Raw genomic sequence first — 22083 nt, 5'->3', positions numbered from 1 at the left:
TACAGGTTAACGCATCAGAACTGATAAACCAGGCCCACAGCCACCACATCGTCGGTGCTGATACCGGCCGATTCCGTGAACTCGCTGCTGTCGATCAGGTTGATTTTGTAATCGACATAGGCGTTCATGTTTTTGTTGAAATTATAGGTCGCACCGATGTCGATAAACTTAACCAGATCCTGGCTGGCATAGGTATTGCCATCACCTGAAGCGCCGAGATCTTTGGCACGGGTTTGGTTGTAGCCGACAAACGGTACCAGGCCGAAGTCAAAGGTGTATCCCGCATAGGCTTCGAACAGATCAGACTGGTTGGCATAACCATAAGCGCCGCCTGAACTGGAGCCGAAGCGAGAGGCGTTGTAGGCTTTGGTGTACATAAACGCCAGATAGATGTTGTTCGCATCGTATTTCAGCGCCGTGGTGTAGGCTTCCGCACGGGTGCCGTGGCCCATAATGCCGCTGGTCACGCTGTTTTGTTCATTGGTGCGGTCGGCACTCATGAACGCGCCTGCCAGGCTAAAGCCTGCGCCAATATCGTACGAGGCCGACATGCCGTAACCGTCACCATTCTGACGCAGCACATCACGTACGCCCGGCTCACCGCCGCCGTCGTTTTTACCCTGATATTGCAGTGCGAATTTCAGGCCATCCACCAGGCCGAAGAAATTGGTGTTGCGATAGGTCGCCATACCATTGCCACGGTTGAACAGGAAGGTGTCTGAGTTGTAGGTCATGCCGTCAAATTCAGGCTGCATATCGGTATAGCTCAGGGCATCGTACATGACGCCAGAGTTACGACCGTAATCGAAGGAACCGTAGTCGCCATATTTCACACCGGCGAAACCTTTACGGGTATACATGGAGTCGGATTCGTTTTCAGCCTGGTTCAGGTTCCACTGTGCTTGCCAGAATCCGTAACCGGTCAATTGATCGCTAATTTGCGTTTCACCACGGAAACCAAAACGCATATAAGACTGGTCACCATTCTGGCTTTGATCGTTGGTGATATAATTTTCACCCACAACCATGCCGTTAATATCTAATTTGTTACCATCTTTGTTATAAACTTCCGCTGCATGTGATGCGTTAGCCATGATCAGGCCTGCCACCGCTAAGGATAGCTTTTTAATATGTTTGCTCATTTTATCCCTCGAAAAAACACTGCTTGTAATATTTAGTAATGCGGGAACTTATTTCCGCAGTTGAGGTATGTAACATTCATTTCAAGTTCAGTAAATCTATGTAATTAAAATCCGCACAATAAGGTAAAATAGTTCTATTGGTGTGCAGTCGATCACGGTTTAGCACAGTTTGGTAAATTAAAAGCGGCCACAGTTGTGTTATTAGTTTAATAAGCTCACACCAACGACAGGTGCTGTGATGGCAATCTGACAGATGAAAAAGATGAAATGGATTGTAGCAGGCGCGGAGTCCGGCCTGGGTAAGGAGATTGTTGTACAGTTGTTGCAGAATGGATGCTATGTCGCTGCTATTGTTGAAGATTATATCAAGATTGCCGACCTGACATCCCGCTTTCCGCAGCAATTTGTGGGTGTGGAAATAGCGCGCAATGATAGCCGGGGAATAGCGACATATCTTCAAACCATTATTGACGACTTCTCCAGTGTTGATGGGGTAATATTGTGCGACAGCACCATATCAACCAAACCCGTGGAAGATATGACGGCGGATGAAATTATATCATCTGTTACATTTGGACTCACAAATCCGCTCTTATTGATACGTGAAATTATTCCTTACTTCAGATATAAAAATCGGGGAAGACTCATCCTGGTATCCTCTACACATGATAAGCAATCATCGTCAGCTATGTCAGTGAATTATGCGGTCAGCAAGGGAGTAGAGAGCCTTTTTTCATCACTGACGCATGATCTTTCCGCATTTGGCATCGAAACATCCGTGATTAATTTCAATAGCGAAGATTATGTTGCGTCTGTGGCAGATAAAAATAATTGGGCGGCTTATTCGATGGCAGAATGCATTTCGAGTGAAATAAGCCCAACCCGTCTGCTGGCCTGTTAATCACGCTACGTGCGTTATTATTCCGTCATGCTGACGAGACAAGCCAAATTGCCAGTCGCTATGCCAGCGATTTCTTAGCCAATAACTTTGCGGTATTTCGGCCTCAAGAATAAATCCGGCTTTTTCCAGCAAGCGACGGGAAGGGAGGTTGCCAGCGGTGACGGTCGCGATCAGGCGGCTAACCCCACCAGAGGTAAACGCATAGTCGCGCACTGCCAGCAGCGATTCCGCAGCGTAGCCCTTGCCCTGAGCTTCAGGCGCGAACAGAAAACCTACCTCAGCACAGTGGTTATCATGATGGATATAACCTGTGACGCCAAGGGGGTTGCCGCTCAGCCTTTCGCGCACCATCAGACATAACCAGTGCTGACACTGCGGCGACCAGATCGGTAGCCGGGTCTCAAACGAGGCGCGAATTTCCTCCTCTGTTTTGGCATCAGAGACGTAGTACAGCACGTGCGGAGAGGTCAGCAGGCGGTGATAAAAATCCCAGTCCGCTTCTGTTATTTGCGCGCAGGTGAGTCGGGGAGTGTTAAGCATTAACCGAGTGCTCTGATGTTAGCGTTGATCTTATTCGCCATCATTTTAGGTATAAGGGATGGTTTTATGGCTCTTATTATAACATCGTTATTATGTTACGCAGCGACGCGATTTATCACGACGTTAGTCGTGTCCAGCGCATTTTGCATTTCGAATGGGAGATAAATCACAAACCTGGGACGTGGTGTAAAAAAGATCTCAGATTTCAACTATATAACATGTTGATTTATATCATTATTTAAATGATTGTTTGTGTTTTTACGATGACCAGTTACTGGTTCGCGGAATTGATGTTTAACCAACAAAAAAAGTATTATCGCGACGGGTGCTTGGGGCTTTCTGCCTTAAGCATGCATTTGCTGACGGCAGAAAGAAAAAAGCCCCAAGTGACTGTAAATCAACCTGAGGCCTCATCTTTATACCTAGACTACATAAAGTTAGCCTCTTACATGCCGCAAGGCAAGAGGAAACATCGCCAGTCGATCCAGCACCGACAAGGCGGCAGGTTCGATATCATTGCGCCGTAACAGGCGATCCATCAGTAACCGGCCCCAGCCATCGGGCAACGAGTCGGCAATAAAACCGGGGATACCTTCCTGATGACGCTCAAAGTCGGCATAGGTGGTGCTGACAGGCGGATGCAGCAGCGGCGACAATTCAATGTCACGCTCAATGCCTTCGGGTGAATATTCAAACAGCCACTGCCCGCGATCTCTGCCGGCCGCCAGGATGCCCAGCGGAAAGTGTTCGCCCCAGCCCTGGTAGATAATTTCCAGCCGCTGCAGAGGTTGATAGCTTTTTATCATGGTTCTTTCCTCTTGCGTTGAGTCGCACGTTGCCGGATCGGCTGCTTCAGCGCTTCTACCTGCGCGATACTCAGCGCCGGTGCGGCAAACAGCCCGGTCATCTCTTTTTCCAGCCGGAGGGCAAAAACCACCTTCATAAAATTTTCCAGCGTGGCTTTACCGTCATTCTCCAACTTCTTCAGGGCGGAAACCGAGATCCCGGCTTTTGCCGCCAGATCCTTTTGCAGCATATTGCGGCGCAGGCGGTGATCTTTCAGCCGTTGACCTAACTCAGAGAGCAGCCTGGCTTCAGAATAAAGCTTAAGAGACATAAATAAAGCTCCTGATGCTGTATTTTATGCATAAGGGGTGGTTTTGTGACCCTTATTATAACACCGTTATCATCTTTCGCAGCGGCGCGATTTTTCGCGACATGAGTCGTGTTCAACGGACTTTTCATTTCGAATGGGAGATAAATCACAAACTTCGGATATGCTGTTAAAAAAATTTCAGATGTGAATTTTATAATTCATTGATTTTTAATATTAAATTAATGAATTTTTGTGTTTTTACGATGAATCGTTACTGGTTCGCGGAATTGATGTTTAACCAACAAAAAAAGTATTATCGCGACGGGTGCTTGGGGCTTTCTGCCTTAAGCATGCATTTGCTGACGGCAGAAAGAAAAAAGCCCCAGGTGACTGTAAATCAACCTGAGGCCTCATCTTTATGCCAGACCACATAAAGGTAGCCTCTTACATGCCGCAAGGCAAGAGGAAACACAACCATGAAACAGCAGATAATGTTTTTCACCCTGGCGACACTGGCGGTGGCAGCCGTCATCCTGGTCTCGCGTAAGGATCTCTGTGAAATACGCTATCGCACCGCAGTCGTGGAGGTTGCTGTTTCACTGGCGTGTGAAACCTTGAAGTAAGGGCCACAACGGCGGGGTTCGCCCCGCCGTTCCGGTTGTTGTCAGGCAAAAGCCTTCAGGCACCCTTCTCAAATTGCACCGCTAAAAACATTAAGGGCTTTATATAAAGCCCTTTTAAGCATTTATTCGATTTAAGAGACGTTAAATCAACCCTTAAATTCCGTTGGTGCCGCTACCACATAGCACTACGGCGATTTTCTCGTCGGGTTTGACGGTAAATAGCTGACGAGTTACTGCTGCCACCGCCGTTGCCGCGCCCAATTCAATCGCCAGCCCGGTGGCGGCCCAGACTTCACGGGCAGACGCCTCGACCTGGTCTTCCGGCACCAGCACGATCTCATCAACGTACTGTTCCACCAGCGCAAAGTTAATCGCTTCGGTTGAGCGGGCGGCGAGGATCGGCACAATGGTTTTAACCTGCTCCAGTTTGACGATCTGCTGCTGCTGGCGACTGGTCCACATCATCGGGCAACCTGCCGCCTCCACGCCGATAATCCGGATGCCGGGTTTCAAGAGCTTCGCCGCCTGCGCCACCCCGGCAATCAAACCGCCGCCGCCAATCGACACCACCAGCGTTTCCACCTCGGGCCACTGTTCGAGAATCTCCAGCGCCATCGTGCCCTGACCGATGATCACATCGCGGTCAGCGTAGGGATGGAGCAGGGCACCGCCGGTTTCCTTGATACGTGCACCTGCCGCATCCCAGCTCTGGTCCCAGAAATCGCCTTCCACCGTCAGTTTGGCACCGTAGCTTTCAATGCGCTGGCGCGTCAGCTCGGTGCTGGTGTTCATTACAAACACATCGGCGGGCAGGGCCAGTTGCTGACCGACATACGCCACTGCGGCACCAAAGTTACCGCCCGAGGCGGTCGCCAGTCCCTGCTGACGGATGTTCTGCGGCAGGTTAAGCACGCGGTTAAAAGCGCCGCGAGCTTTAAAGGATCCGGTCACTTGCGAACATTCTGCCTTCAGGCGCAGCTCAATACCGGGCACCGGCTGCCACGGAGCCGCTTCCACCAGCGGCGTTTTACGCACCCACGGCCGCACGCGTTCCAGCGCGGCCAGATAGTCATTGACGTTAATATCCTCGATCATCATTTAACATCCTGTACCAGCACCGCGAGGCTGTTGCCCTGCGCGGTGGCACCAAACGTGCGTTGTGAATAAATCTGCCCGCCGGTGGTGAAATGCACCGCCTGCGGCTGCGCAGCGGGTTCGGTAAGACGATGCAACCAGCCCGCCAGTTCCCCGGCGCTAACCCGATCGCCGATGTTATGCAGCGGTTCAAACCAGCCGTCACCCGGCGACAGCAGATTGCCCCCCGCCGGGATAAACACCTGCTGCGATGCCTCTGCGGGCAGCGTTTCCGATGCGATCAGGTCCAGATGATTGAGGACACGCGCCACGGCGGCGCGGGTGCGTTTTACCCCGCGCGGTGACACGCTGCCATTCCAGCCCATCTCAGCCGCAATCGCCGGCAGACCGAGGTTAGCCGCTGCACCACAGCTGGTACGTGGATCGCCCATGTTATTGGTGACCACGGTCAAGGTAGCAGCAAAGGCACGCGCCATGGCTTCACTTTGTTCACGCACCTGCGGACTGAGTTCATCAGTCACCACCACCTGCGCGCTTTCTTCGATAAACAGCGAGCTGCCGCCGCTGTGCAGATCAAGATAAAAATCACACAGCGGGAAGATCGTATCGTGGATCCAGGCCGCGATCTGCTCGGTCGGCGTGCCCCACGGGTTACCGGGGAACACCCGCGCCAGATTTTTGTTATCGAGCGGGCTGACGCGCATCGAGGCGCGTACCGCAGGGGTATTGGCGCAGGGCAGCAGGATCAGACGACCGTTAACCTGATCCGCCGACAGATCGCGGATCAACTCATTGATAATAATCGGCCCTTCATACTCATCACCGTGGATCCCACCGGTGATCAACACCGTTGGCCCGTTGCCATTGGCGATCACAGCCAGCGGCATGGCAATGGTGCCCCAGGCATCGTTATGCGCCGACAACGGCAGATGCGCAAAACCCACCTGCTTACCCTGACGGTTAAAATCAATCTCGCTAAACACGGTGGACATGATTACTGCTCCGTTTTCAGATCGTTTTGCGCATCGTTAAACCATTTCTGGCGCAGTGCAGGCAGCTCGCCGTCCTGGGTGCTTTTATCGATAAACTGATTGATGGCGGCCATCAGCTCCGGCTGGCCGGGACGGATCGCGATATAAGCCGGGCTTTTACGCAGCAGATATTTCAGTTCGATATGCTTCGCCGGGTTTTCCTGCGCAACTTTCTGTGCAATCAGATTATTTTCGGCGAACATCGGTGCCTGACCGGATAAAAAGGCGCTGACCGCCGACGCGGTGTCTTCTAGGCGCAGATAGTTGCCCTGCGGGTTCTGGTCACTGAGCGTCAGGTCCGGGGTGGAGCCTTTCGGCACGGCGATGGTGGCGTTGCCGAGATCGCTCAGCCTGGTGACTTTTTTCACGTCGCTGCCACCATATACGCCGAGATACACCGCCGCGTAGGGTTCGGAGAAGTTCACCAGTTTGGCGCGCTCCGGGCTGGAGCCGAGCGCGGCGATCAGCACATCCACTTTGCGTGACATCAGGTAAGGAATACGGTTAGCACCGGTTACCTGCTGCAATTGCAATTTGACACCCATGTTATCAGCCAGCTTCTGCGCCAGATCCACATCCAGTCCGGTGGGTTTTCCGGCAGCATCGGTGAAGCCCCAGGGCGCGGCATCGACGGTAGTTGCCACGCGCAGTACGCCACGAGATTTGATGTCATCGAGTGAGTTGGCCTGTGCCAATAATGGCAGGGCACACAGCGCGACCAGCGCCAGGGTTTTACCCATTGTTTTCATGCCTGTTCTCCGGTGTGGTTAAACGGGGGTTTGTACAAAGCGTTGTAATTCAGGGGTGCGCGGTGCACCAAATATCTCGGCAGGCGGGCCACTTTCCCATACCTCGCCCTGATGCATAAAAATCACCTTGCTCGAAACCTTGCGAGCAAACGCCATCTCATGGGTGACGGCAATCATCGTCATGCCTTCCTTCGCCAGGTCCTCCATCACCCGCAGCACTTCGCCCACCAGTTCCGGGTCAAGTGCGGAAGTGGCTTCATCAAACAACATCACTTCCGGTGACATCGCTAACGCGCGGGCGATGGCCACGCGCTGCTGCTGGCCGCCAGACAGCGAAGAGGGAAAGGCATCGCGCTTTTGTCCCAGTCCGACTTGCTCCAGCAGGCGTTTTGCCAGCGCCGGGGCTTCGGCTTTGGTGATGCGCCGCGTGAGTAGCGGGGCCAGCGTGACGTTTTCCGCCGCCGTCAGGTGGGGAAACAGGTTGAAGCTCTGAAACACCATGCCGACGTTCTGACGCAGCTTCTGTAACTCGGCGGCTGAGCCACCCACTTGCAGGCCACCAACGTGAATGGTGCCGCTGTCCGGTTGTTCCAGGCCGTTGATGCAGCGCAGCAGCGTGCTTTTCCCGGATCCGCTTTTACCGATGATGGTGACGATATCGCCGCGATCGACCTGGGTGGTGATGCCGCGTAGCACCTCGTTCGGTCCAAAACTTTTTCTGATTGCATCAATGACGACCAGCGACATGGAAACGTGCCTCCAGGTGAAGGGAGAGACGCGCCAGCGGAAAGCACAGCGCGAAATAACAGAGCGCTACCAGCAGGTAAATCAGCAGCGGTTGCAGCGTTGAACCGCTGACAATCTGCCCGGATCGGGTCAGCTCTACGAAACCCACCAGCGCCGCCAGTGAGGTGTTTTTAATCAGTTGTACGGAAAAACCGACGGTTGGCGGCAGCGACAAGCGCAACGCCTGCGGCAGGATCACGGTACGCAGCATTTGCAGCCGCGAGATCCCCAGCGACAACGAGGCCTCCCATTGTCCTTTGGGCACCGCCACAATGCTGCCGCGCCAGATTTCACCGAGAAATGCCCCAGCGGAGAGCGAGAATGCCACCAGCGCGGCGGTAAAGGAGCTAACATCAATGCCGAAAAACACCGGCATCCCAAAAAACAGCAGGAACAACATGCCGAGCAGCGGGATGCCCTGAATCAGTTCGACGTAAAACCAGCCGATGCCCTGCAACCCGCGTTGATGGGAAGTCCGTGCTATTGCTACCAACAGCCCGATCACCGCACCACAGGCAAAGGTGCAGAGCGCCAGCAACAGCGTCCAGCGCAGCGCGCTGACGATCATCCAGATATCATGTAAAGAGATGCCGCGCATGCTTACCTCCGCGCCTGAAAGCGATACCACACCACGCGCAGCAACACCTTCATCAGGCTGACGGCGAGGAAGTAGAGGCCGCAAATCAGCAGATAGATTTCAAAGCTGCGAAAGGTGCGTGAGTCAACAAAGCTGCCGCTGTGGAAGATCTCCTCCACGCCGATTTGTGAAATCAGGCTGGTGCCAATCAGCGTCAACACCATCTGGCTGGCGAGTGCCGGGAAGACATTCTGCAAGGCCGGCAATGTCAGCACATGGCTGATAATTTGGCGTTTTGATAGTCCGAGCGCTTCACCGGCCTCGCTTAAACCGCGTGGCAGTGAGATCAAACCGGCGCGCAGGATTTCCGTCATATAGGCACCGCAATACAACGACAGGGCGATGATCCCGGCCACCGGCGGCGAGAGATGGAGTCCAAGACTGGGCAGGCCGAAGTAGATCAGAAACAGCTGCACCAGCGACGGCGTATTGCGAAAAAACTCCACGTAGCAGCGTACCAGTCGCTGCCAGCCTTTGCGGCTGTAGACCAGCGCCAGGGCACAGATCGCGCCAATGCTCAGCCCAAACAGGATCGACAGCAGGGCATAAAGGGCGGTTTCCATCAACCCCTTTGCCAGTACATCGCGGTAGGGCAATAGCGAGGCAAAATCAAAGACGTAATCCATCGGCAACCGCCTCCTCAAGTTCGAGAATGGCTTCGATCTCTACCGTCTGGTTCTGCGGCAGCGATCCTGCACCGATTGCCGACCGCGCGCCACGGCCAATCTGCTCACCAAAAACCTGAACGAAGAGATCGGAACAGCCGTTGATCACCTGAGGATGTTGGCTGAAGCTATCCTGCGCGTTGACCCACCCCAGCAACTTGACCACGCTTTTGACCGCACCGAGATCGCCAGTGGCCTGACGGGCGACGGCCAACAAGTTAAGACCGGTCAGGCGGGCGTGGTGATAGGCCTCTTCCACGCTAACCTCGTCACCCACTTTGCCGGTGTGCAAATGTCCATTGGCTTCCAGTGGTCCCTGGCCGGAGAGATAGAGAAAATTACCCAAGATCCGCCAGGTGACGAAGTTCGCGACTGGCGTCGGCACTGGCGGGAGTTCAATACCCAGCGCGTGCAGATGGTCGCTTAAGCGGCAATCAATGGGGGATAATGGCGTTGCGACAGATGTGTTCATTTTTTGCCCTGCATGGAGTTTTTCGGCATTATGACCACGCTGGTTTTTATTGGTCAACCATAATGGTCAACCAATAAGCAGATTGTATGACCGGGTTGTGAGTCGGGTCACGTTAACGGGCAGAATCAGCGCAGGTATAGGATAAGCAAAGGATCTGACTGAAAAAGTTTTGCTGTGTAGCCCCTCGCGGTGGCCGCGAACTCAGGCTATAATCGCCGCCAGTTGACCAAATTGGTTAGCCATTTGCAGATATTTTCCAGGAGTCGCGGATGAACAGCACTGATGACATCTCCCAACGTATTGTCGGCCACGATAAAACCGCTGCCGTTAGCGTATATCGCTCGATTATGCAGGCCATCCGTGAGGGTGACTTAAAAGCGGGGGATAAATTACCCAACGAGCGTGAGCTGGCGCGTCGTTTTGCCACGTCGCGCAGCACCATCCGTAATGTGCTGGCAATGATGTCGACGCAGGGATTGGTCACGCGCAAAGTGGGCAGCGGTTCTTACCTGTCGGATAACCTGAATCAGCAGTTGAGCGACACTGACCGACCGGTGGCCGCGTGGCACAAAGAAGTGCCGACTTACAGCGAAATTCTTGAAGGTCGTCTGCTGTTCGAACCGATGATGATGATGCTGGTGACTGCACGTGCTACCGCAGAAGACTTCGCCAAAATGCGCCACCATTTGCAGGGTATTCGTGAAGCGCAAGAGTGGTTGCTGTACAAAGAGCATATCTATGCGGTGCATCAGGCAATGTTTGCCGCGACGCGCAATCGCTTTCTGATTCAGATCTTCGATAACGTGATCGCTGACCGCCGCGCAGTGCAGTATGACGGGCAACATTCGTTGCATTCGGCGGTGAGTGACATTGTGCGCGAGCAGACACTGCGAGAATTGACACCGTTGGTGGAGGCGCTGGAAGCGCGGGATGGCAAGCTGGCCCAGAAACGGGCGGATGATTACTTTACCCGGATTTTAGCGTCATTAAGTGTGTATGGTTAAAGCATATCCCGTCAGAAGGGTGCCTGAGAGCCTTTGCCTGACAACAACCGTAACGGCGGGGTGAACCCCGCCGCTGTGGCCCTTACTTCAAGGTTTCACATGCCAGTGAAACAGCAACCTCCATGACTGCGGTGCGATACCGTATTTCACAGAGATCCTTACGCGATACCAGGATGACGGCTGCCAGCGCCAGTATCGCCAGGGAGACAAACACTATCGTTATCTGCTGCTTCATGGTTGTTACCTCTTGCCTTGCGGCATGTAAGAGGCTACCTTTATGTTGTCGAGCATAAAGATATGGCCTCAGGTTGATTTACAGTCACCTGGGGCTTTTCTCTTTCTGCCGTCAGCAAATGCATGCTTAAGGCAGAAAGCCCCAAGCACCCGCCGCGAGTGTACTTTTTATCTCTCATCACGACAATTACGCGAACACGTAATAATGCACGCTGTTTTTACAAGATATATTGTCATATTTTGATAAAAATCAATGAGTAATGAATTATAAATATGACGCTTATTTTTTGGAAAGTTGTGGGAAATGTGAGAGGGATCTCTGTCAGGAATAACTGGAGAAGGGTGCCTGAGAGCCTTTGCCTGACAACCGCAGGAACGGCGGGGCGAACCCCGCCGCGATTGCTCTTACTTCCTGGATTCGTAAGCCAGTGAGACAGCAACCTCCATAATGCCGGTTCGGAGTCGTACCTCACAGAGGTCCTTCCGGGCGACCAACATGACAGCTGTGGCCGCCACTATGATAAGTGCGGTGAAGATGATCACCGTCTGCTGTTTCATTGATACTCCTCCTTGCCTTTCAGCAGGTAAGAGGCTACCTTTATGTTGTGACGCATGAAGGAGGCCTCAGGTTGATGTAAATTGACCTGGGGCTTTTCTCTTTCTGCCGTCAGCTAAAAGCTATGCTTAAGACAGAAAGTCTCAAGCACCCGCGGCGAGTCTACTTATTTCCCGTCAGCACCGCAATCACCCTGAAACGTACTATTTCCATGCTTTGTTACTCGACGTTGTTTTTTTATTTATTTGAATCAATCAGATAATTAATGGCTAAGTGACATAATTTATTTTGATAAGATAAGAGGTTTGAGGAAAGTTTCTCTATATAAACCAGATAAAATGATTGTTCCATGCAGGTTTAGTGACGAACATCACAATAAGGTTAATTTCCTTTTTGCACCTTGTTTTTTCCACCCCGTGCTTATAATCCTCACTTTCACATCATAACCTAACGTTCTTGTTGGCTTTTCCCTCAGGATATATCCTGTCTTTTTCTGCTTTAGGGACCGATTGCCTTATGCCTGCAACCACGCGCCTGCTGTCTGTTGAACACCTCAATCTGGCGACAGAAGACCAACGCCTGCTGGTGGACGATATTTCATTTCACCTCGACCAACGGGAAATTCTGGCGCTGGTGGGGGAATCCGGCTCCGGTAAAACGCTCACCTCGCTGGCGCTGATGCATCTGCTACCGGATGGTGTGCATCAAACCTCGGGCACCATCCGCTTTCAGGGTGAAATCCTCGATGCTAACCGCACCGCCGCGCTACGTGGCTGTCGCATCGCCACCGTGTTTCAGGAACCGATGACCAGCATGAATCCGACGCTACGTATTGGTGAGCAGATTGCCGAGGTACTGGTGCGCCATCGGCAATTCAGCTGGAAGCAGGCGCAACGTGAGGCGGTGGCGTTGCTGGATCGCGTGGGTATTGTGAATCCGGCGCAACGCGCCCGTCAGTACATCCACCAACTCTCCGGGGGGATGCGCCAGCGGGTGATGATCGCCAGCGCCATCAGTGGACAACCTGATGTACTGATTGCTGATGAGCCAACGACGGCGCTGGACGTCACTATTCAGGTACAAATCCTGTCATTGCTTCAAGAGTTGCAGCAGGAGATGGGGATGGGCATGTTGTTGATCACCCATGATCTCTCCGTGGTGGCGCGCTACGCGCATCGGGTCTGCGTAATGCAGCAAGGCCGTCTGGTTGAGCAGGGGGATGTGATTGCCACGCTGGGCGCGCCTCAGCACCCCTACACACGCAAGCTGATTAACGCCTCGCTAACGACCATCCCCACCGCCAGCCCGGTGCGCGCCAGCGAGACGCCATTGCTCAGGCTGCGCGACATCTGCAAAAGCTACCCCACACCAGGACGCCTGCCGCTGTTGCCGGGTCAGCGTCAGACGGTGCTGCATCCCACCAATCTGGATATTCAGCCTGGCGAGATTGTCGGGCTGATTGGCGAATCCGGTTCCGGTAAAACCACCCTCGGTAGCGCAGCAATCGGTCTGATCACCGCCGACAGCGGCGAGGTGTTGTTTGAAGGAAAAGCGCTGAAAGGCCGCCAACTGCATAACCTACGCCGCCACAGCCAGATCATCTTCCAGGATCCTTACGCCAGCCTCAACCCGAAGATCGCCGTAGGTGAACAGATTGCCGAACCGTTGCGCGTCTGGCAGCTACGTCAGGGGGCGGCGATCAACGCGCGTGTTAACGAATTGCTGACGCTGGTGGGATTAGAACCGCAACATGCTGACCGTTTACCGAGCGCGTTTTCCGGTGGACAGCGTCAGCGCATCGCGATTGCCCGTGCACTGGCGATGGAGCCTAAACTTCTGGTGGCGGATGAGGCTGTCGCCGCGCTGGATCTTTCGGTGCGTGGGCAAATTCTGGCTTTATTTCGCGAGCTACGCGACAAACTCGGTTTATCGGTGTTGTTTATCAGCCACGATCTCAGCGCGGTACAGCAGCTGTGCGATCGCGTGGTGGTGATGTATCACGGCAGGATTGTTGAATCTGGTGCAACCGCGCAAGTGGTGGACCAACCGCAAGAGGACTACACACGCCAGCTGCTGGCTGCCGCGCCCAATGTGCAACAGGCACTGGCCCGGCGTCAGAACGCGTAGCAAGCCGGTAGCGGTGCGATTTCTCGCGCCGCTCCAACATAACGCAAAACAGAAGTGGCACCTTCGCTACGAAGCAGAGATGTTCAGAGAATGCGTTTGATCGCCTCGGTATAGACTTCCGAGCGTTCCCTTTTCCCAACGGAAATCACGAAAACAACAATCTTCTCGTCTAAAACCTGATATATAAGGCGATAACCTGAAGACCTGAGCTTTATCTTGTAACAGTCAGGCATACCGCGAAGCTTGTTCGCTTCAATTCGGGGCGACTCAAGCACTTCAGCCAGCGTCTTTTTCAACTGTTCACGTACCGTCGAGCCCAGCTTTTCGCCATTCCTTTAGTGCCCGCTCGTCAAAATCCAGAAAATACGCCATCAGAGCTCATCCAGCGTCACACGAACTGGTTTAGGATTGCGAAGACGCTCTTTCACTATCTCCACGAGCTCAGCATCTTCATCACTCAGGAGTGTCTGTTTGAACGGCAAGCGTTCATTTTCAGCAATATATTCAAGCATGAGACGAAGCGCTTCAGAGGGGGTTACACCCATTCTTTCAAGTGCAGCGTAAGAACGAGCTTTAAGTTCATCGTCAATACGCAGGTTGATGCTACCCATGACTTACACCTCCTGTAAATACAAATGTCATTACAAGTGTTGCACTACCAAATACATATAGCAAGGCACGCATAAAATCAGAAAACTGGCCGCCGCGCCCAATGTGCAACAGGCACTGGCCCGGCGGCAGAACGCGTAGCGGCGCGATTTATCGCGCAGGTTTTTATAGATTACCGCTGACATACATTTTGTCCTTTAAAACAGGAGAAAATGTATGTCACTGCCTTATGAGCTTTATCGTTATGCCGCGCCCGGTGAGCGTCGGATTAAGTACCACCTCGACAGCAGCCAGCAACAGGTACGTTATCTGCCGGGCGTGGAAATTCGCCGCTGCGCACAGCAGCAACTGCGGGTGATCATGACCGGCCACAGCCATATTTATCAGACCGGGAGCCAGAACATTGCACATTTTAACCTTGCCGATCGGCTCGGCAGTCTGAGCGGAGTGGTGGATGAACAGGGCACCCTGGTCAGCCGGGAAACCTGGTATCCATTTGGTGGCACCGCCAGCTGGTTAACCGGCGCGCAGGCAGGCGCGGCGCTGAAGTTTCAGCGTTATGTTGGCAAAGAGCGTGATGCCAGCGGGTTGATTTTTTACGGCTGGCGCTATTTGGTGCCGTGGGAAATGCGCTGGCTGAACGGCGACCCGGCGGGGACCATTGATGGGTTAAACCTGTTCTGCATGGTGAGGAATAATCCGCTTACGTTGCGCGATCGGGATGGCAGGGTGGGTGATGATGAACCGGCAAACTCTGTCAAGGATACGTCGAGCGCGCCGTTGCCACCGAAAAAAAGGTATATAAAGATGCACTCCGAACCCCAGCACACCCCCTCTGCCGTAATCACCCCCAACAATGATTCACCGCCGTCTGCATCTCCAGCTTCTGCAACGTTGGTCACACCCGAGCAACCCCAGCCCGGCACATCAACCGACTCAGGGAAAAAGCGGAAACCCGTGAAACAGACATTTTGGTGTGATATATGCAATCCCCGACAGAATATTGGTTCGTATTACCGCCTTAACCAGCACTATCTGAAGATCCATAATATTGGATTTGTTTGTGAGTATGAGGGGTGTGGGAAAAAGTATTCCGTCAAACAACAATTTGAAGAACATTTGAATGGTCATACTGGTGCCAGACCGTTTGTATGTGATTGGAATGGTTGTGGCAAAGCATTTGCTATGGCTTCTTGCTTAACCCAACATAAAGCCATACATGAAAAAAGTGGAACATTCCAGTGCCTGAAATGTAGGGAAGGATTCTGCAATAGAAAGCGTTTAAACCAGCATAATTCCCGTATTCACAATAATGAACAGATATATCCCTGCGACAGTTGTAACATGAAATTTTACACCCCGCGTAAACTTGGGCAGCATAAAAAGTCAATGCAGCATTGATATCATTGTGCGCAGGCTCTATATGCCCGCACTCGACACCAGCCGCTGAGGTTTTTATAGATTGCAGGTGGCGTATATTTTCCCATCTAATACAGGAGAAAATATATGTCACTGCCTTATGAGCTTTATCGTTATGCCGCACCCGGCGAGCGTCAGCTTAAGTACCACCACGCTAACCGTCAGCAGCAGGTGCGTTATTTGCCGGGCGTAGAGATTCGCACCTGCGCCGCCACCGCGCGTTTACGGGTGATTGCGGTGGGTAACAGCCATATCTATCTGACCGCGAGCCAAAACATGGCGCATTTTAACCTTGCCGATCGGCTCGGCAGTCTGAGCGGAGTGGTGGATGAACAGGGCACCCTGGTCAGCCGGGAAACCTGGTATCCATTTGGTGGCACCGCCAGCTGGTTAACCGGCGCGCAGGCGGGGGCGGCGCTTAAGTTTCAGCGTTATGTCGGCAAAGAACGTGATGCCAGCGGGCTGATTTTTTTCGGCTGGCGCTATTTGGTGCCCTGGGAAATGCGCTGGCTGAACGGCGATCCGGCGGGCACTGTGGACGGGTTGAACCTGTTCTGCATGGTGAGGAATAATCCGGCGACGTTGCGCGATCTGGATGGCAGGATGATAAGTGGCGATGAACCACTGGATCTGAGTGTGAGTGGTGGCGCTCAACAACCCTCAGTGGAAACACTGCCGCCGAAAAAGAGGTGGATGATGATGAATCGGTCACCCGATGCCGTACCATCCCCGCTGGAAGTTATCCCAGTCGCATCCACCAGTTCAAACACCGCTTCACAACCGCCTGTTACAACGTTGGCGGAAGATCCACCCCAACCCGGAACTTCAACCGATTCAAAGCTAAAGCAGCAATCCCGTGTAAAGCAAATTCCATGTCGGTGTTGCAATCCCCCGGTAATGTTTAAGGACTATCCAACCCGCATAAAGCATGAAAATGAGAAGAATAATGTGGTTTTTCGCTGTGACAGAGATGACTGTGGCAAATCGTTTAACAGTCAACGACAGCTTAACGCGCATATTAATAGCCATACTGGCGAGAAGCCGTATGTTTGCAACACATGTGGCAAAAGCTACGGTAGCGGTTCTGGCCTCTCCCAGCATAAAACGATACATGATCAGTCTGGAAGATATTTCTGCAAGCAATGCAAACTCAATTTATCGGGTAGGGCTGCTCTAAATCAGCACAATAGATCTTTTCACACTGAGGAAGTCCAATATCCTTGTAGCCTGTGTGGCAAGATATTTTATAGCGAATATCAGCTTAAGATGCATAAAAACAAAGGTCATTAACACTACAGCAATGATGTGAGCGCTGGCAGTTCAACATGTTCCGCCCATTCATGCCAGGAACCAACGTAAATGGCCACCTGTGGATAACCCGCCAGTTTTAACGCCGCCAGCACCGTGGCAGCGCGTGCGCCGCGATGGCAATATACCTGTAGCTGTGCGCCGCGCGCCAGGCCTGCGGCTTCCGCCCGTTGAGCAATATCCGCCGCACTGCGGAAGCGGCCATTTTCCAGCACATCTTCCCAGAACAGCAGGCGCGCATGAGGAATACGCCCGGCGCGCTGGCAACAATCGTGCACAAAACTGCCAGCAAACTCTGATGGACGACGTGCGTCAACGTTGATCACCGTTTTGCCATCGGCATTGATAACCTGTTGACGGCTGCTGACCCAGCGGCTGTCCCAGGGCACGGCAGTCAAACCGGTATTTTGCGTGACAGTGTAACTTAAGCCCTCTCCGGGTTGCAGCTCGCCACCCAACTCACGCCAGGCATCGACGCCGCCATCAAGAATCAAAGCGTCTTCCCGCCCCAGCAGCCAGGCAAACCAGGCACCGCGTGGCGAACGCATGCCCACCTGTTGCTCAAAAAACACCGGTGTGGCCGTCGGATAGCGATCAAACAACGGTTGCAGGGCCGCCGCCGCATCCGCCGCCATTTTTGCCAGTCCGGCGGGGCTACTGTCGGCGATAAAGTAATCATAAACGTTGCAATGCTGCGCATCGGGCAACGTACTGGCTTGCCAGTCAGCCACGTCGCGTACGTCAATCAGTAAAAAATGTTCGCCGCGTGATTTTCTCAACCGCAGCGCACTGGCCTTAATGATCATCAGCGACTCCATTAAACAGCGGTTGCCAGGTGCCCAGCTGTTGTTGTTCTGCGGCTGCCAGCACGCGGGCGGCGAGGGCAATATCGAAGACGTTCAGCCCAAATGAGGAGAAATAAACACTGTCCGCCGCGTCTGGTCGCCAGCCATCAATCACCAGCGAGGTCAGATCGGCAGCCACCTGGCGCTCAGCGAATTCACCGGCGCGGAACATCTGGAATAAACTTTTGGCGCTGCGCTGGGCGAAATCTCCCCATGCATCGACCACCACCTGACGACTGGCTTTAATCGCCGCAAAGCTCACCTCGTGATAACCCACCTGGACAATCAGGCGGCCCGGACGGACCGCGCGCTCATCGACGATCGGCTGTGCCGCGCTGGTACAGGTGATCACCGCGTCGTACGGTTTTGCCAGCGCCGCGTCAAGATCCGGTTCGGGGGTGATGCCGCTGAAGTCGGCGCTGTTCTGCGGAGTGCGATTCCACACACCAATTTGCGTCAGCGCCGGGAACAATTGCTGCAACATCCGCAGATGCGCTCTGGCGTGAAAACCTGCGCCCAGCAGCAACACACGCTCAACCGGACGCGGAGCGGCATACAGCAGCGCCAGCGCTGTCACTGCGGCGGTGCGTGCAGCGGTTAACCCACCGCTCGCCAGCAGGCCACGCGGCACACCGGTTGCGGCGTCGTTGATCAGCGTGACGCCCAACGCGGCGGGTAAGGTATCAGGTCGCTGCGGGCGGTGGGCGGTCCATTTGACGCCCGCCGCGTTAAAATGTCCGCCAACCCTGGCGGGAAGTGCATAGGCTTTGCCGAGCGGTGTCGCAAGGTCGATATGGTTTTCGGCGGGCATCTGAGTCTCGCCCGCGCGCATCAGCGTGACAACGTCACGCACATCGACCAAGGCTAACGCAGGATCATCGCCGCCGAGCAGCGCTACCGTGGCTTCGTCCAGCACGCGCATTTACTGCTCCAGCAGCCGGTCGGCAAACGGATAAAGCGCCGGAGAACCGCCACAGTGCACGAAGGTCACGTTGGCACCCTGCGGAATGCGCCCCTGTTTCACCAGCGACATCAACCCATGCATCGCTTTGCCGGTGTAAACCGGGTCGAGCAGTACACCTTCCTGCTGCGCCAGCTGATAAATGGCGTCGATACCGCCAGGTGACGGGATGCCGTAAGCCTCACCGACATAGCCATCTTCAATCCAGATATCTTCGGGTTGCCACTGTTGCGGCCATTGCAGCAGGTCAGCACAATCCTGCGCCATGCCGGAAATACGCGGCTGGAACCACTCGGCTTTGGCGCTGACGCTGATCCCAATCACTTTGGTCTCCGGCCAATAGCGCCGTGTCCCCACGTGCAGACCGGCGAGGGTGCCGCCAGAACCGGTCGGTGCCACGATAAAATCCGGCACCGGGGCGTGACGTTCCGCAAGCTGCCGGCTTATCTCCTCGACCGCACGCACATAACCCAGTGCGCCCAGCGGTGTGGCACCGCCCAGTGGGATGATCATCGGTTTCTCGCCGCGGGCGCTAGCCGCATCGGCGTGGGCCTGCATCGCCCCTTCAATTTGGGTGAAGTAACCGTCCGGGTCGAGGAATTGCACCTCGGCTCCGAACAGCTTATCGAGCAGCAAGTTACCCTGCCAGCTGGCAGGCGGGTTGCCGCGCAGCACCAGCACCGGACGCATACCAAACTTACGCGCCGCCGCTGCCACCATGCGGGCGTGGTTTGACTGATGTCCACCGGTGGTGATCACCACGTTGACGCCCGCCTGGCAGGCTTCTGCCATCAGATACTCCAGCTTACGGACCTTGTTGCCGCCGCCGCCGAAGCCACTGTAGTCATCACGTTTGATGGTGAGATTTATGCCTAATACCTCCCCAAGCCGCGGTAGCGGCTCCAGCGGCGTGGGGAAGAACCCCAACGGCACGCGTGTAAACTCATCGACTGTCTTCATTAAAATTACCTGTAATATTATGTTTTAGTACTTCTCTGGTGTTTCCCTGGTGTGGCGCGACCCGACCAAAGGTCGAGTCAGTAAATGCGGTGAGCCACAGGCTCAGTGACTGCTGGAAGCGTTCCAGTCCGGTCAGGGTGACAAATTCGTTTACGGCGTGGGCGTTGCCGCCGTGGCCGAGGCCGCCAATCAAAAAAGCGGGGGCGATGGCAGCGAAGGCATATGCCGGGGCGCAACCTGGCGCCCACGGCCAGATTTGCGGCTCTGCGCCCAATGTCTGATAGCTGGTGATCAACTCATCGACGCCGCTGGCATGGCGACCAAAGCGCACGCCAGGATAGCGATCCACCAGTTCCAGCTCAGTGCCGGACAAATCCGGCTGCGTCAGGCGTTGCTGGGCGGCGGCAATCATCGCATCCTGATCAAAAGCGGGTGGGATGCGGAAAGCCAGCTCGGCGCTGGCACGAAACGGGATCACGCCCCGACCGCCGACCGGATCGCTATGCAACTCGGCCAACGTCAGTACCGCACTGCCGAGTAAGGTTTGCAGACAGGTGACGGTGTCACCTTTAATCATCAGGCGCTGGCTGCGGCGGAAGCGTAGCTCATCATCGATGCTGAACGACTGCGCCAGCGTTGCCAGCAGCGCGTTGGCTTCGGCATCCGGCGCGATGTAGCCCAGCACACCGCTGTCAGCAGCGGGAGCGAGGGCGTCCAGCGCCTGCACCAGACGCCAGGCGGGATTGGCTATCCATCCGGCGTTACTGGCGTGAATGGCGGAGGAAGGGCCGCCCCAGTCGCCACCGCGGACGCTTAAGCGTCCGGTGGCGAGGCCGGTGAAGCCGAGATAGACGCGAGGCGCGCCGCCGCCATATTCACACAGCGACGGGAACAGCACCGCCTCAGCCGGAGCCACCGGGCAGGGCTGTTGCGCGAGGTAACGCCGCAGCGTGCCGCTGCCGATTTCCTCTTCGCCTTCGAGCAAGATTTCGAGGTTGACCGCCAGTTGGTTGTTGTGCAGCAGCTCGCGCAGCAGAATCAACAGCGCGGCGACCGGGCCTTTGTTGTTTTCCGCACCGCGTCCGACAAACACATCGCCTAAATCGTCCCAGTGGCAGACGCCGCCGACAAATGGCGGCACGTCCCATCCGGCGTCATCAGCAGGCATCACGTCGTACATGTTGTACAGCACCACGGTTTTGCTGGCCCCGGTATCAATACGGACATGTACCACCGGCGGCGTGTCGGTCACCTGGCTGGCAACCGGATAGATCACGCGGGCGTTCAACTGCGTCACCATCCAGGATTCGAGCCAGGCGGCGAGGCCGCGCTGTGCGTCGAGCTGCCCCGACACGCTTGGCCAGCGCGTCAGTTCACTCAGCAGTTCCAGAGTGGCATCGAGTCGGTTCACAGGCGGATCCTCGGGTTCAGCACCAGATACAACAGGTCGATCAGCAAATTAATCACCACAAACACCAGCGCGGCCAACAGGACGATCGCCTGTACCAGCGGGAAGTCGCGGTTCTGAATCGCCTGAATCGCCAGGCGACCAATGCCCGGCCAGGCAAAGATAATTTCTGTCACCAGCGCACCGCCGAGCAGCGAGGCGAAGTACATACCCTGTACCGTCACCACCGGGATCAACGCATTACGCAAGCCATGGCGTACCACGATGCGCCACTGACTCAACCCTTTGGCGCGCGCGGTACGGATATAATCCTGTTGCAGCACCTCAAGCAGGCTGGCGCGCGTCAGACGCGCCACCGCGCTCATATAAAACGCGCCAAGACTGAAGGCTGGCATAATCAGCGCAGCAACGCTGCCGTAACCGCTGGCGGGTAGCCATCGCAGGTGCAGGCTGAAGAATAAAATCATCAGCAGCCCCAGCCAGAACACCGGCACCGCCTGACCGCTGAAGGCCACCAGGCGGCAGATCAGATCCCAGATGCTGTGCGGCCGCAGGGCGCTGATAATGCCCAGCAGCAGGCCGAGCAGGGAACTCCACACCAGCGCACTGACGGCCAGCAACGCGGTCGCGGGCAGGCGCTCGCCAATTAACCCCAGCACCGGCTGGCTGTAGCGCAGCGATTCACCAAAATCGCCCTGCAACACGCCACTCAGGTAGTGGCCGTACTGCCACAGCAGCGGGCGGTCAAAACCCATGCTGTGACGAAAGGTATCAATCTCCTGCTGGCTGGATCCGGGTGGCATCATCAATGCAGCCGGGTCGCCGGTCAGATGCAGGCTGAAGAAAATCAGCAGCGATACCCCGAACAACACCAGCACCGACTGCCCGAGGCGATTGAGTAAAATGTTCAGCATT

The 22083-nt window shown here is 54.8% G+C and carries 25 protein-coding genes and 1 pseudogene; 6 read left to right on the top strand and 20 right to left on the bottom strand.

All coding sequences use genetic code 11. The annotated features are described in order from the left end of the window. Positions 1-14: 14 nt before the first annotated feature. Complete coding sequence (gene ompC / locus AC6I8W_RS24295) at positions 15-1142, bottom strand: porin OmpC (protein WP_497838801.1); 1128 nt, start codon at positions 1140-1142, stop codon at positions 15-17. A 253-nt stretch (positions 1143-1395) separates the two neighbouring features. On the opposite strand from ompC, the gene AC6I8W_RS24290 reads away from it, so the two are divergent. After that, complete coding sequence (locus tag AC6I8W_RS24290) at positions 1396-2043, top strand: SDR family NAD(P)-dependent oxidoreductase (RefSeq protein WP_497839078.1); 648 nt, start codon at positions 1396-1398, stop codon at positions 2041-2043. Here AC6I8W_RS24290 and AC6I8W_RS24285 read toward each other — a convergent pair whose 3' ends face one another. The 3 genes from AC6I8W_RS24285 to AC6I8W_RS24275 all read right to left on the bottom strand — a co-directional run bounded on the left by AC6I8W_RS24285 (position 2044) and on the right by AC6I8W_RS24275 (position 3700). After that, entirely contained in the window at positions 2044-2583 is a 540-nt protein-coding gene (locus AC6I8W_RS24285; protein ID WP_497839077.1) for a GNAT family N-acetyltransferase, read from the bottom strand. Positions 2584-3020: 437 nt separating this feature from the next. Continuing rightward, positions 3021-3389 carry a HipA N-terminal domain-containing protein gene (locus tag AC6I8W_RS24280; protein ID WP_497839076.1) on the bottom strand — a complete coding sequence of 123 codons (369 nt, stop codon included), beginning with the start codon at positions 3387-3389 and terminating at the stop codon, positions 3021-3023. After that, on the bottom strand, positions 3386-3700 hold the full coding sequence (locus AC6I8W_RS24275) for a helix-turn-helix domain-containing protein (RefSeq protein ID WP_497839075.1): 315 nt from the start codon (positions 3698-3700) through the stop codon (positions 3386-3388). The genes AC6I8W_RS24280 and AC6I8W_RS24275 overlap by 4 nt, the downstream gene beginning before the upstream one ends. Positions 3701-4155: 455 nt before the next feature. Here AC6I8W_RS24275 and AC6I8W_RS24270 point away from each other — a divergent pair, with 455 nt between their 5' ends. Next, positions 4156-4302: a Hok/Gef family protein gene (locus AC6I8W_RS24270; protein WP_497839074.1), complete on the top strand. Its 147-nt coding sequence runs from the start codon at positions 4156-4158 to the stop codon at positions 4300-4302. 153 nt (positions 4303-4455) lie between these two features. On the opposite strand, the gene AC6I8W_RS24265 is transcribed toward AC6I8W_RS24270, so the two are convergent. The 7 genes from AC6I8W_RS24265 to AC6I8W_RS24235 are packed head-to-tail and all read right to left on the bottom strand — an operon-like array spanning position 4456 to position 9737. Then, positions 4456-5400, bottom strand: a complete 945-nt coding sequence (locus tag AC6I8W_RS24265; RefSeq protein WP_497839073.1) for a threonine ammonia-lyase — start codon at positions 5398-5400, stop codon at positions 4456-4458. Further along, positions 5397-6389: a succinylglutamate desuccinylase/aspartoacylase family protein gene (locus AC6I8W_RS24260; protein WP_497839072.1), complete on the bottom strand. Its 993-nt coding sequence runs from the start codon at positions 6387-6389 to the stop codon at positions 5397-5399. The genes AC6I8W_RS24265 and AC6I8W_RS24260 overlap by 4 nt, the downstream gene beginning before the upstream one ends. Before the next feature lie 2 nt (positions 6390-6391). Further along, on the bottom strand, positions 6392-7177 hold the full coding sequence (locus AC6I8W_RS24255; RefSeq protein WP_497839071.1) for a transporter substrate-binding domain-containing protein: 786 nt from the start codon (positions 7175-7177) through the stop codon (positions 6392-6394). Between the two features lie 18 nt (positions 7178-7195). Beyond that, the gene (locus tag AC6I8W_RS24250; RefSeq protein ID WP_497839070.1) at positions 7196-7924 is read right to left on the bottom strand and encodes an amino acid ABC transporter ATP-binding protein; all 729 of its coding nucleotides are present in this window, start codon (positions 7922-7924) and stop codon (positions 7196-7198) included. Beyond that, the gene (locus tag AC6I8W_RS24245) at positions 7905-8561 is read right to left on the bottom strand and encodes an amino acid ABC transporter permease (protein ID WP_497839069.1); all 657 of its coding nucleotides are present in this window, start codon (positions 8559-8561) and stop codon (positions 7905-7907) included. Before AC6I8W_RS24245 ends, AC6I8W_RS24250 begins: the two co-directional genes overlap by 20 nt. Positions 8562-8563: 2 nt before the next feature. After that, a complete protein-coding gene (locus AC6I8W_RS24240; protein ID WP_497839068.1) occupies positions 8564-9226 on the bottom strand; it encodes an amino acid ABC transporter permease in 663 nt (220 codons plus the stop codon). Beyond that, positions 9210-9737 (bottom strand): RidA family protein, encoded by a 528-nt coding sequence (locus AC6I8W_RS24235; protein WP_497839067.1) that lies wholly within the window; start codon positions 9735-9737, stop codon positions 9210-9212. The genes AC6I8W_RS24240 and AC6I8W_RS24235 overlap by 17 nt, the downstream gene beginning before the upstream one ends. Before the next feature lie 269 nt (positions 9738-10006). Between AC6I8W_RS24235 and AC6I8W_RS24230 the strand changes: the two genes are divergently transcribed. After that, entirely contained in the window at positions 10007-10741 is a 735-nt protein-coding gene (locus tag AC6I8W_RS24230) for a FadR/GntR family transcriptional regulator (RefSeq protein ID WP_497839066.1), read from the top strand. 82 nt (positions 10742-10823) lie between these two features. Here the strand turns inward: AC6I8W_RS24230 and AC6I8W_RS24225 are convergent, their stop codons facing one another. Next, positions 10824-10976, bottom strand: a complete 153-nt coding sequence (locus AC6I8W_RS24225; protein WP_497839065.1) for a Hok/Gef family protein — start codon at positions 10974-10976, stop codon at positions 10824-10826. Between the two features lie 404 nt (positions 10977-11380). Next, entirely contained in the window at positions 11381-11533 is a 153-nt protein-coding gene (locus AC6I8W_RS24220) for a Hok/Gef family protein (protein WP_497839064.1), read from the bottom strand. Positions 11534-12047: 514 nt separating this feature from the next. Between AC6I8W_RS24220 and AC6I8W_RS24215 the strand changes: the two genes are divergently transcribed. Beyond that, entirely contained in the window at positions 12048-13658 is a 1611-nt protein-coding gene (locus AC6I8W_RS24215; RefSeq protein ID WP_497839063.1) for a dipeptide ABC transporter ATP-binding protein, read from the top strand. An 83-nt stretch (positions 13659-13741) separates the two neighbouring features. Here the strand turns inward: AC6I8W_RS24215 and AC6I8W_RS24210 are convergent. Next, positions 13742-14030 (bottom strand): annotated as a pseudogene (locus tag AC6I8W_RS24210) (type II toxin-antitoxin system RelE family toxin). Beyond that, the gene (gene relB / locus AC6I8W_RS24205; RefSeq protein WP_497839062.1) at positions 14030-14269 is read right to left on the bottom strand and encodes a type II toxin-antitoxin system antitoxin RelB; all 240 of its coding nucleotides are present in this window, start codon (positions 14267-14269) and stop codon (positions 14030-14032) included. Before relB ends, AC6I8W_RS24210 begins: the two are co-directional and overlap by 1 nt. 214 nt (positions 14270-14483) lie before the next feature. Here relB and AC6I8W_RS24200 point away from each other — a divergent pair, with 214 nt between their 5' ends. Beyond that, positions 14484-15668, top strand: a complete 1185-nt coding sequence (locus AC6I8W_RS24200) for an RHS repeat domain-containing protein (RefSeq protein ID WP_497839061.1) — start codon at positions 14484-14486, stop codon at positions 15666-15668. Between the two features lie 105 nt (positions 15669-15773). Further along, positions 15774-16976, top strand: a complete 1203-nt coding sequence (locus tag AC6I8W_RS24195) for an RHS repeat domain-containing protein (RefSeq protein WP_497839060.1) — start codon at positions 15774-15776, stop codon at positions 16974-16976. A 2-nt stretch (positions 16977-16978) separates the two neighbouring features. Here AC6I8W_RS24195 and AC6I8W_RS24190 read toward each other — a convergent pair whose 3' ends face one another. Genes AC6I8W_RS24190 through AC6I8W_RS24170 form a run of 5 tightly spaced genes read right to left on the bottom strand, consistent with a single transcriptional unit; the run spans position 16979 to position 22082 of the window. After that, positions 16979-17800 carry a sulfurtransferase gene (locus AC6I8W_RS24190; protein ID WP_497839059.1) on the bottom strand — a complete coding sequence of 274 codons (822 nt, stop codon included), beginning with the start codon at positions 17798-17800 and terminating at the stop codon, positions 16979-16981. Beyond that, complete coding sequence (locus tag AC6I8W_RS24185; protein ID WP_497839058.1) at positions 17790-18761, bottom strand: ornithine cyclodeaminase; 972 nt, start codon at positions 18759-18761, stop codon at positions 17790-17792. Before AC6I8W_RS24185 ends, AC6I8W_RS24190 begins: the two co-directional genes overlap by 11 nt. Beyond that, on the bottom strand, positions 18762-19760 hold the full coding sequence (locus tag AC6I8W_RS24180) for a 1-aminocyclopropane-1-carboxylate deaminase/D-cysteine desulfhydrase (RefSeq protein WP_497839057.1): 999 nt from the start codon (positions 19758-19760) through the stop codon (positions 18762-18764). Continuing rightward, positions 19744-21171, bottom strand: coding sequence for a M20/M25/M40 family metallo-hydrolase (locus tag AC6I8W_RS24175; protein WP_497839056.1), 1428 nt, complete (start codon positions 21169-21171; stop codon positions 19744-19746). The genes AC6I8W_RS24180 and AC6I8W_RS24175 overlap by 17 nt, the downstream gene beginning before the upstream one ends. Continuing rightward, positions 21168-22082 (bottom strand): ABC transporter permease, encoded by a 915-nt coding sequence (locus AC6I8W_RS24170; protein WP_497839055.1) that lies wholly within the window; start codon positions 22080-22082, stop codon positions 21168-21170. The genes AC6I8W_RS24175 and AC6I8W_RS24170 overlap by 4 nt, the downstream gene beginning before the upstream one ends. Position 22083 lies beyond the last annotated feature (1 nt).

It is taken from the genome of Pantoea sp. X-Soil-TKNS-1211, from assembly GCF_059730495.1.
This window is presented reverse-complemented; position numbering and strand designations above follow the sequence as displayed.

Bases quoted from the DNA above. Each gene is read 5' to 3' on its own strand.
- AC6I8W_RS24185 (WP_497839058.1), bottom strand. From the start codon at position 18,761: ATGCGCGTGCTGGACGAAGCCACGGTAGCGCTGCTCGGCGGCGATGAT.
- AC6I8W_RS24190 (WP_497839059.1), bottom strand. From the start codon at position 17,800: ATGATCATTAAGGCCAGTGCGCTGCGGTTGAGAAAATCACGCGGCGAA.
- AC6I8W_RS24215 (WP_497839063.1), top strand. From the start codon at position 12,048: ATGCCTGCAACCACGCGCCTGCTGTCTGTTGAACACCTCAATCTGGCG.
- AC6I8W_RS24220 (WP_497839064.1), bottom strand. From the start codon at position 11,533: ATGAAACAGCAGACGGTGATCATCTTCACCGCACTTATCATAGTGGCG.
- AC6I8W_RS24235 (WP_497839067.1), bottom strand. From the start codon at position 9,737: ATGAACACATCTGTCGCAACGCCATTATCCCCCATTGATTGCCGCTTA.
- AC6I8W_RS24270 (WP_497839074.1), top strand. From the start codon at position 4,156: ATGAAACAGCAGATAATGTTTTTCACCCTGGCGACACTGGCGGTGGCA.
- AC6I8W_RS24200 (WP_497839061.1), top strand. From the start codon at position 14,484: ATGTCACTGCCTTATGAGCTTTATCGTTATGCCGCGCCCGGTGAGCGT.
- AC6I8W_RS24180 (WP_497839057.1), bottom strand. From the start codon at position 19,760: ATGAAGACAGTCGATGAGTTTACACGCGTGCCGTTGGGGTTCTTCCCC.
- AC6I8W_RS24275 (WP_497839075.1), bottom strand. From the start codon at position 3,700: ATGTCTCTTAAGCTTTATTCTGAAGCCAGGCTGCTCTCTGAGTTAGGT.
- AC6I8W_RS24260 (WP_497839072.1), bottom strand. From the start codon at position 6,389: ATGTCCACCGTGTTTAGCGAGATTGATTTTAACCGTCAGGGTAAGCAG.
- AC6I8W_RS24240 (WP_497839068.1), bottom strand. From the start codon at position 9,226: ATGGATTACGTCTTTGATTTTGCCTCGCTATTGCCCTACCGCGATGTA.
- AC6I8W_RS24225 (WP_497839065.1), bottom strand. From the start codon at position 10,976: ATGAAGCAGCAGATAACGATAGTGTTTGTCTCCCTGGCGATACTGGCG.
- ompC (WP_497838801.1), bottom strand. From the start codon at position 1,142: ATGAGCAAACATATTAAAAAGCTATCCTTAGCGGTGGCAGGCCTGATC.
- AC6I8W_RS24245 (WP_497839069.1), bottom strand. From the start codon at position 8,561: ATGCGCGGCATCTCTTTACATGATATCTGGATGATCGTCAGCGCGCTG.
- AC6I8W_RS24250 (WP_497839070.1), bottom strand. From the start codon at position 7,924: ATGTCGCTGGTCGTCATTGATGCAATCAGAAAAAGTTTTGGACCGAAC.
- relB (WP_497839062.1), bottom strand. From the start codon at position 14,269: ATGGGTAGCATCAACCTGCGTATTGACGATGAACTTAAAGCTCGTTCT.
- AC6I8W_RS24290 (WP_497839078.1), top strand. From the start codon at position 1,396: ATGAAAAAGATGAAATGGATTGTAGCAGGCGCGGAGTCCGGCCTGGGT.
- AC6I8W_RS24285 (WP_497839077.1), bottom strand. From the start codon at position 2,583: ATGCTTAACACTCCCCGACTCACCTGCGCGCAAATAACAGAAGCGGAC.
- AC6I8W_RS24170 (WP_497839055.1), bottom strand. From the start codon at position 22,082: ATGCTGAACATTTTACTCAATCGCCTCGGGCAGTCGGTGCTGGTGTTG.
- AC6I8W_RS24280 (WP_497839076.1), bottom strand. From the start codon at position 3,389: ATGATAAAAAGCTATCAACCTCTGCAGCGGCTGGAAATTATCTACCAG.
- AC6I8W_RS24255 (WP_497839071.1), bottom strand. From the start codon at position 7,177: ATGAAAACAATGGGTAAAACCCTGGCGCTGGTCGCGCTGTGTGCCCTG.
- AC6I8W_RS24265 (WP_497839073.1), bottom strand. From the start codon at position 5,400: ATGATGATCGAGGATATTAACGTCAATGACTATCTGGCCGCGCTGGAA.
- AC6I8W_RS24195 (WP_497839060.1), top strand. From the start codon at position 15,774: ATGTCACTGCCTTATGAGCTTTATCGTTATGCCGCACCCGGCGAGCGT.
- AC6I8W_RS24230 (WP_497839066.1), top strand. From the start codon at position 10,007: ATGAACAGCACTGATGACATCTCCCAACGTATTGTCGGCCACGATAAA.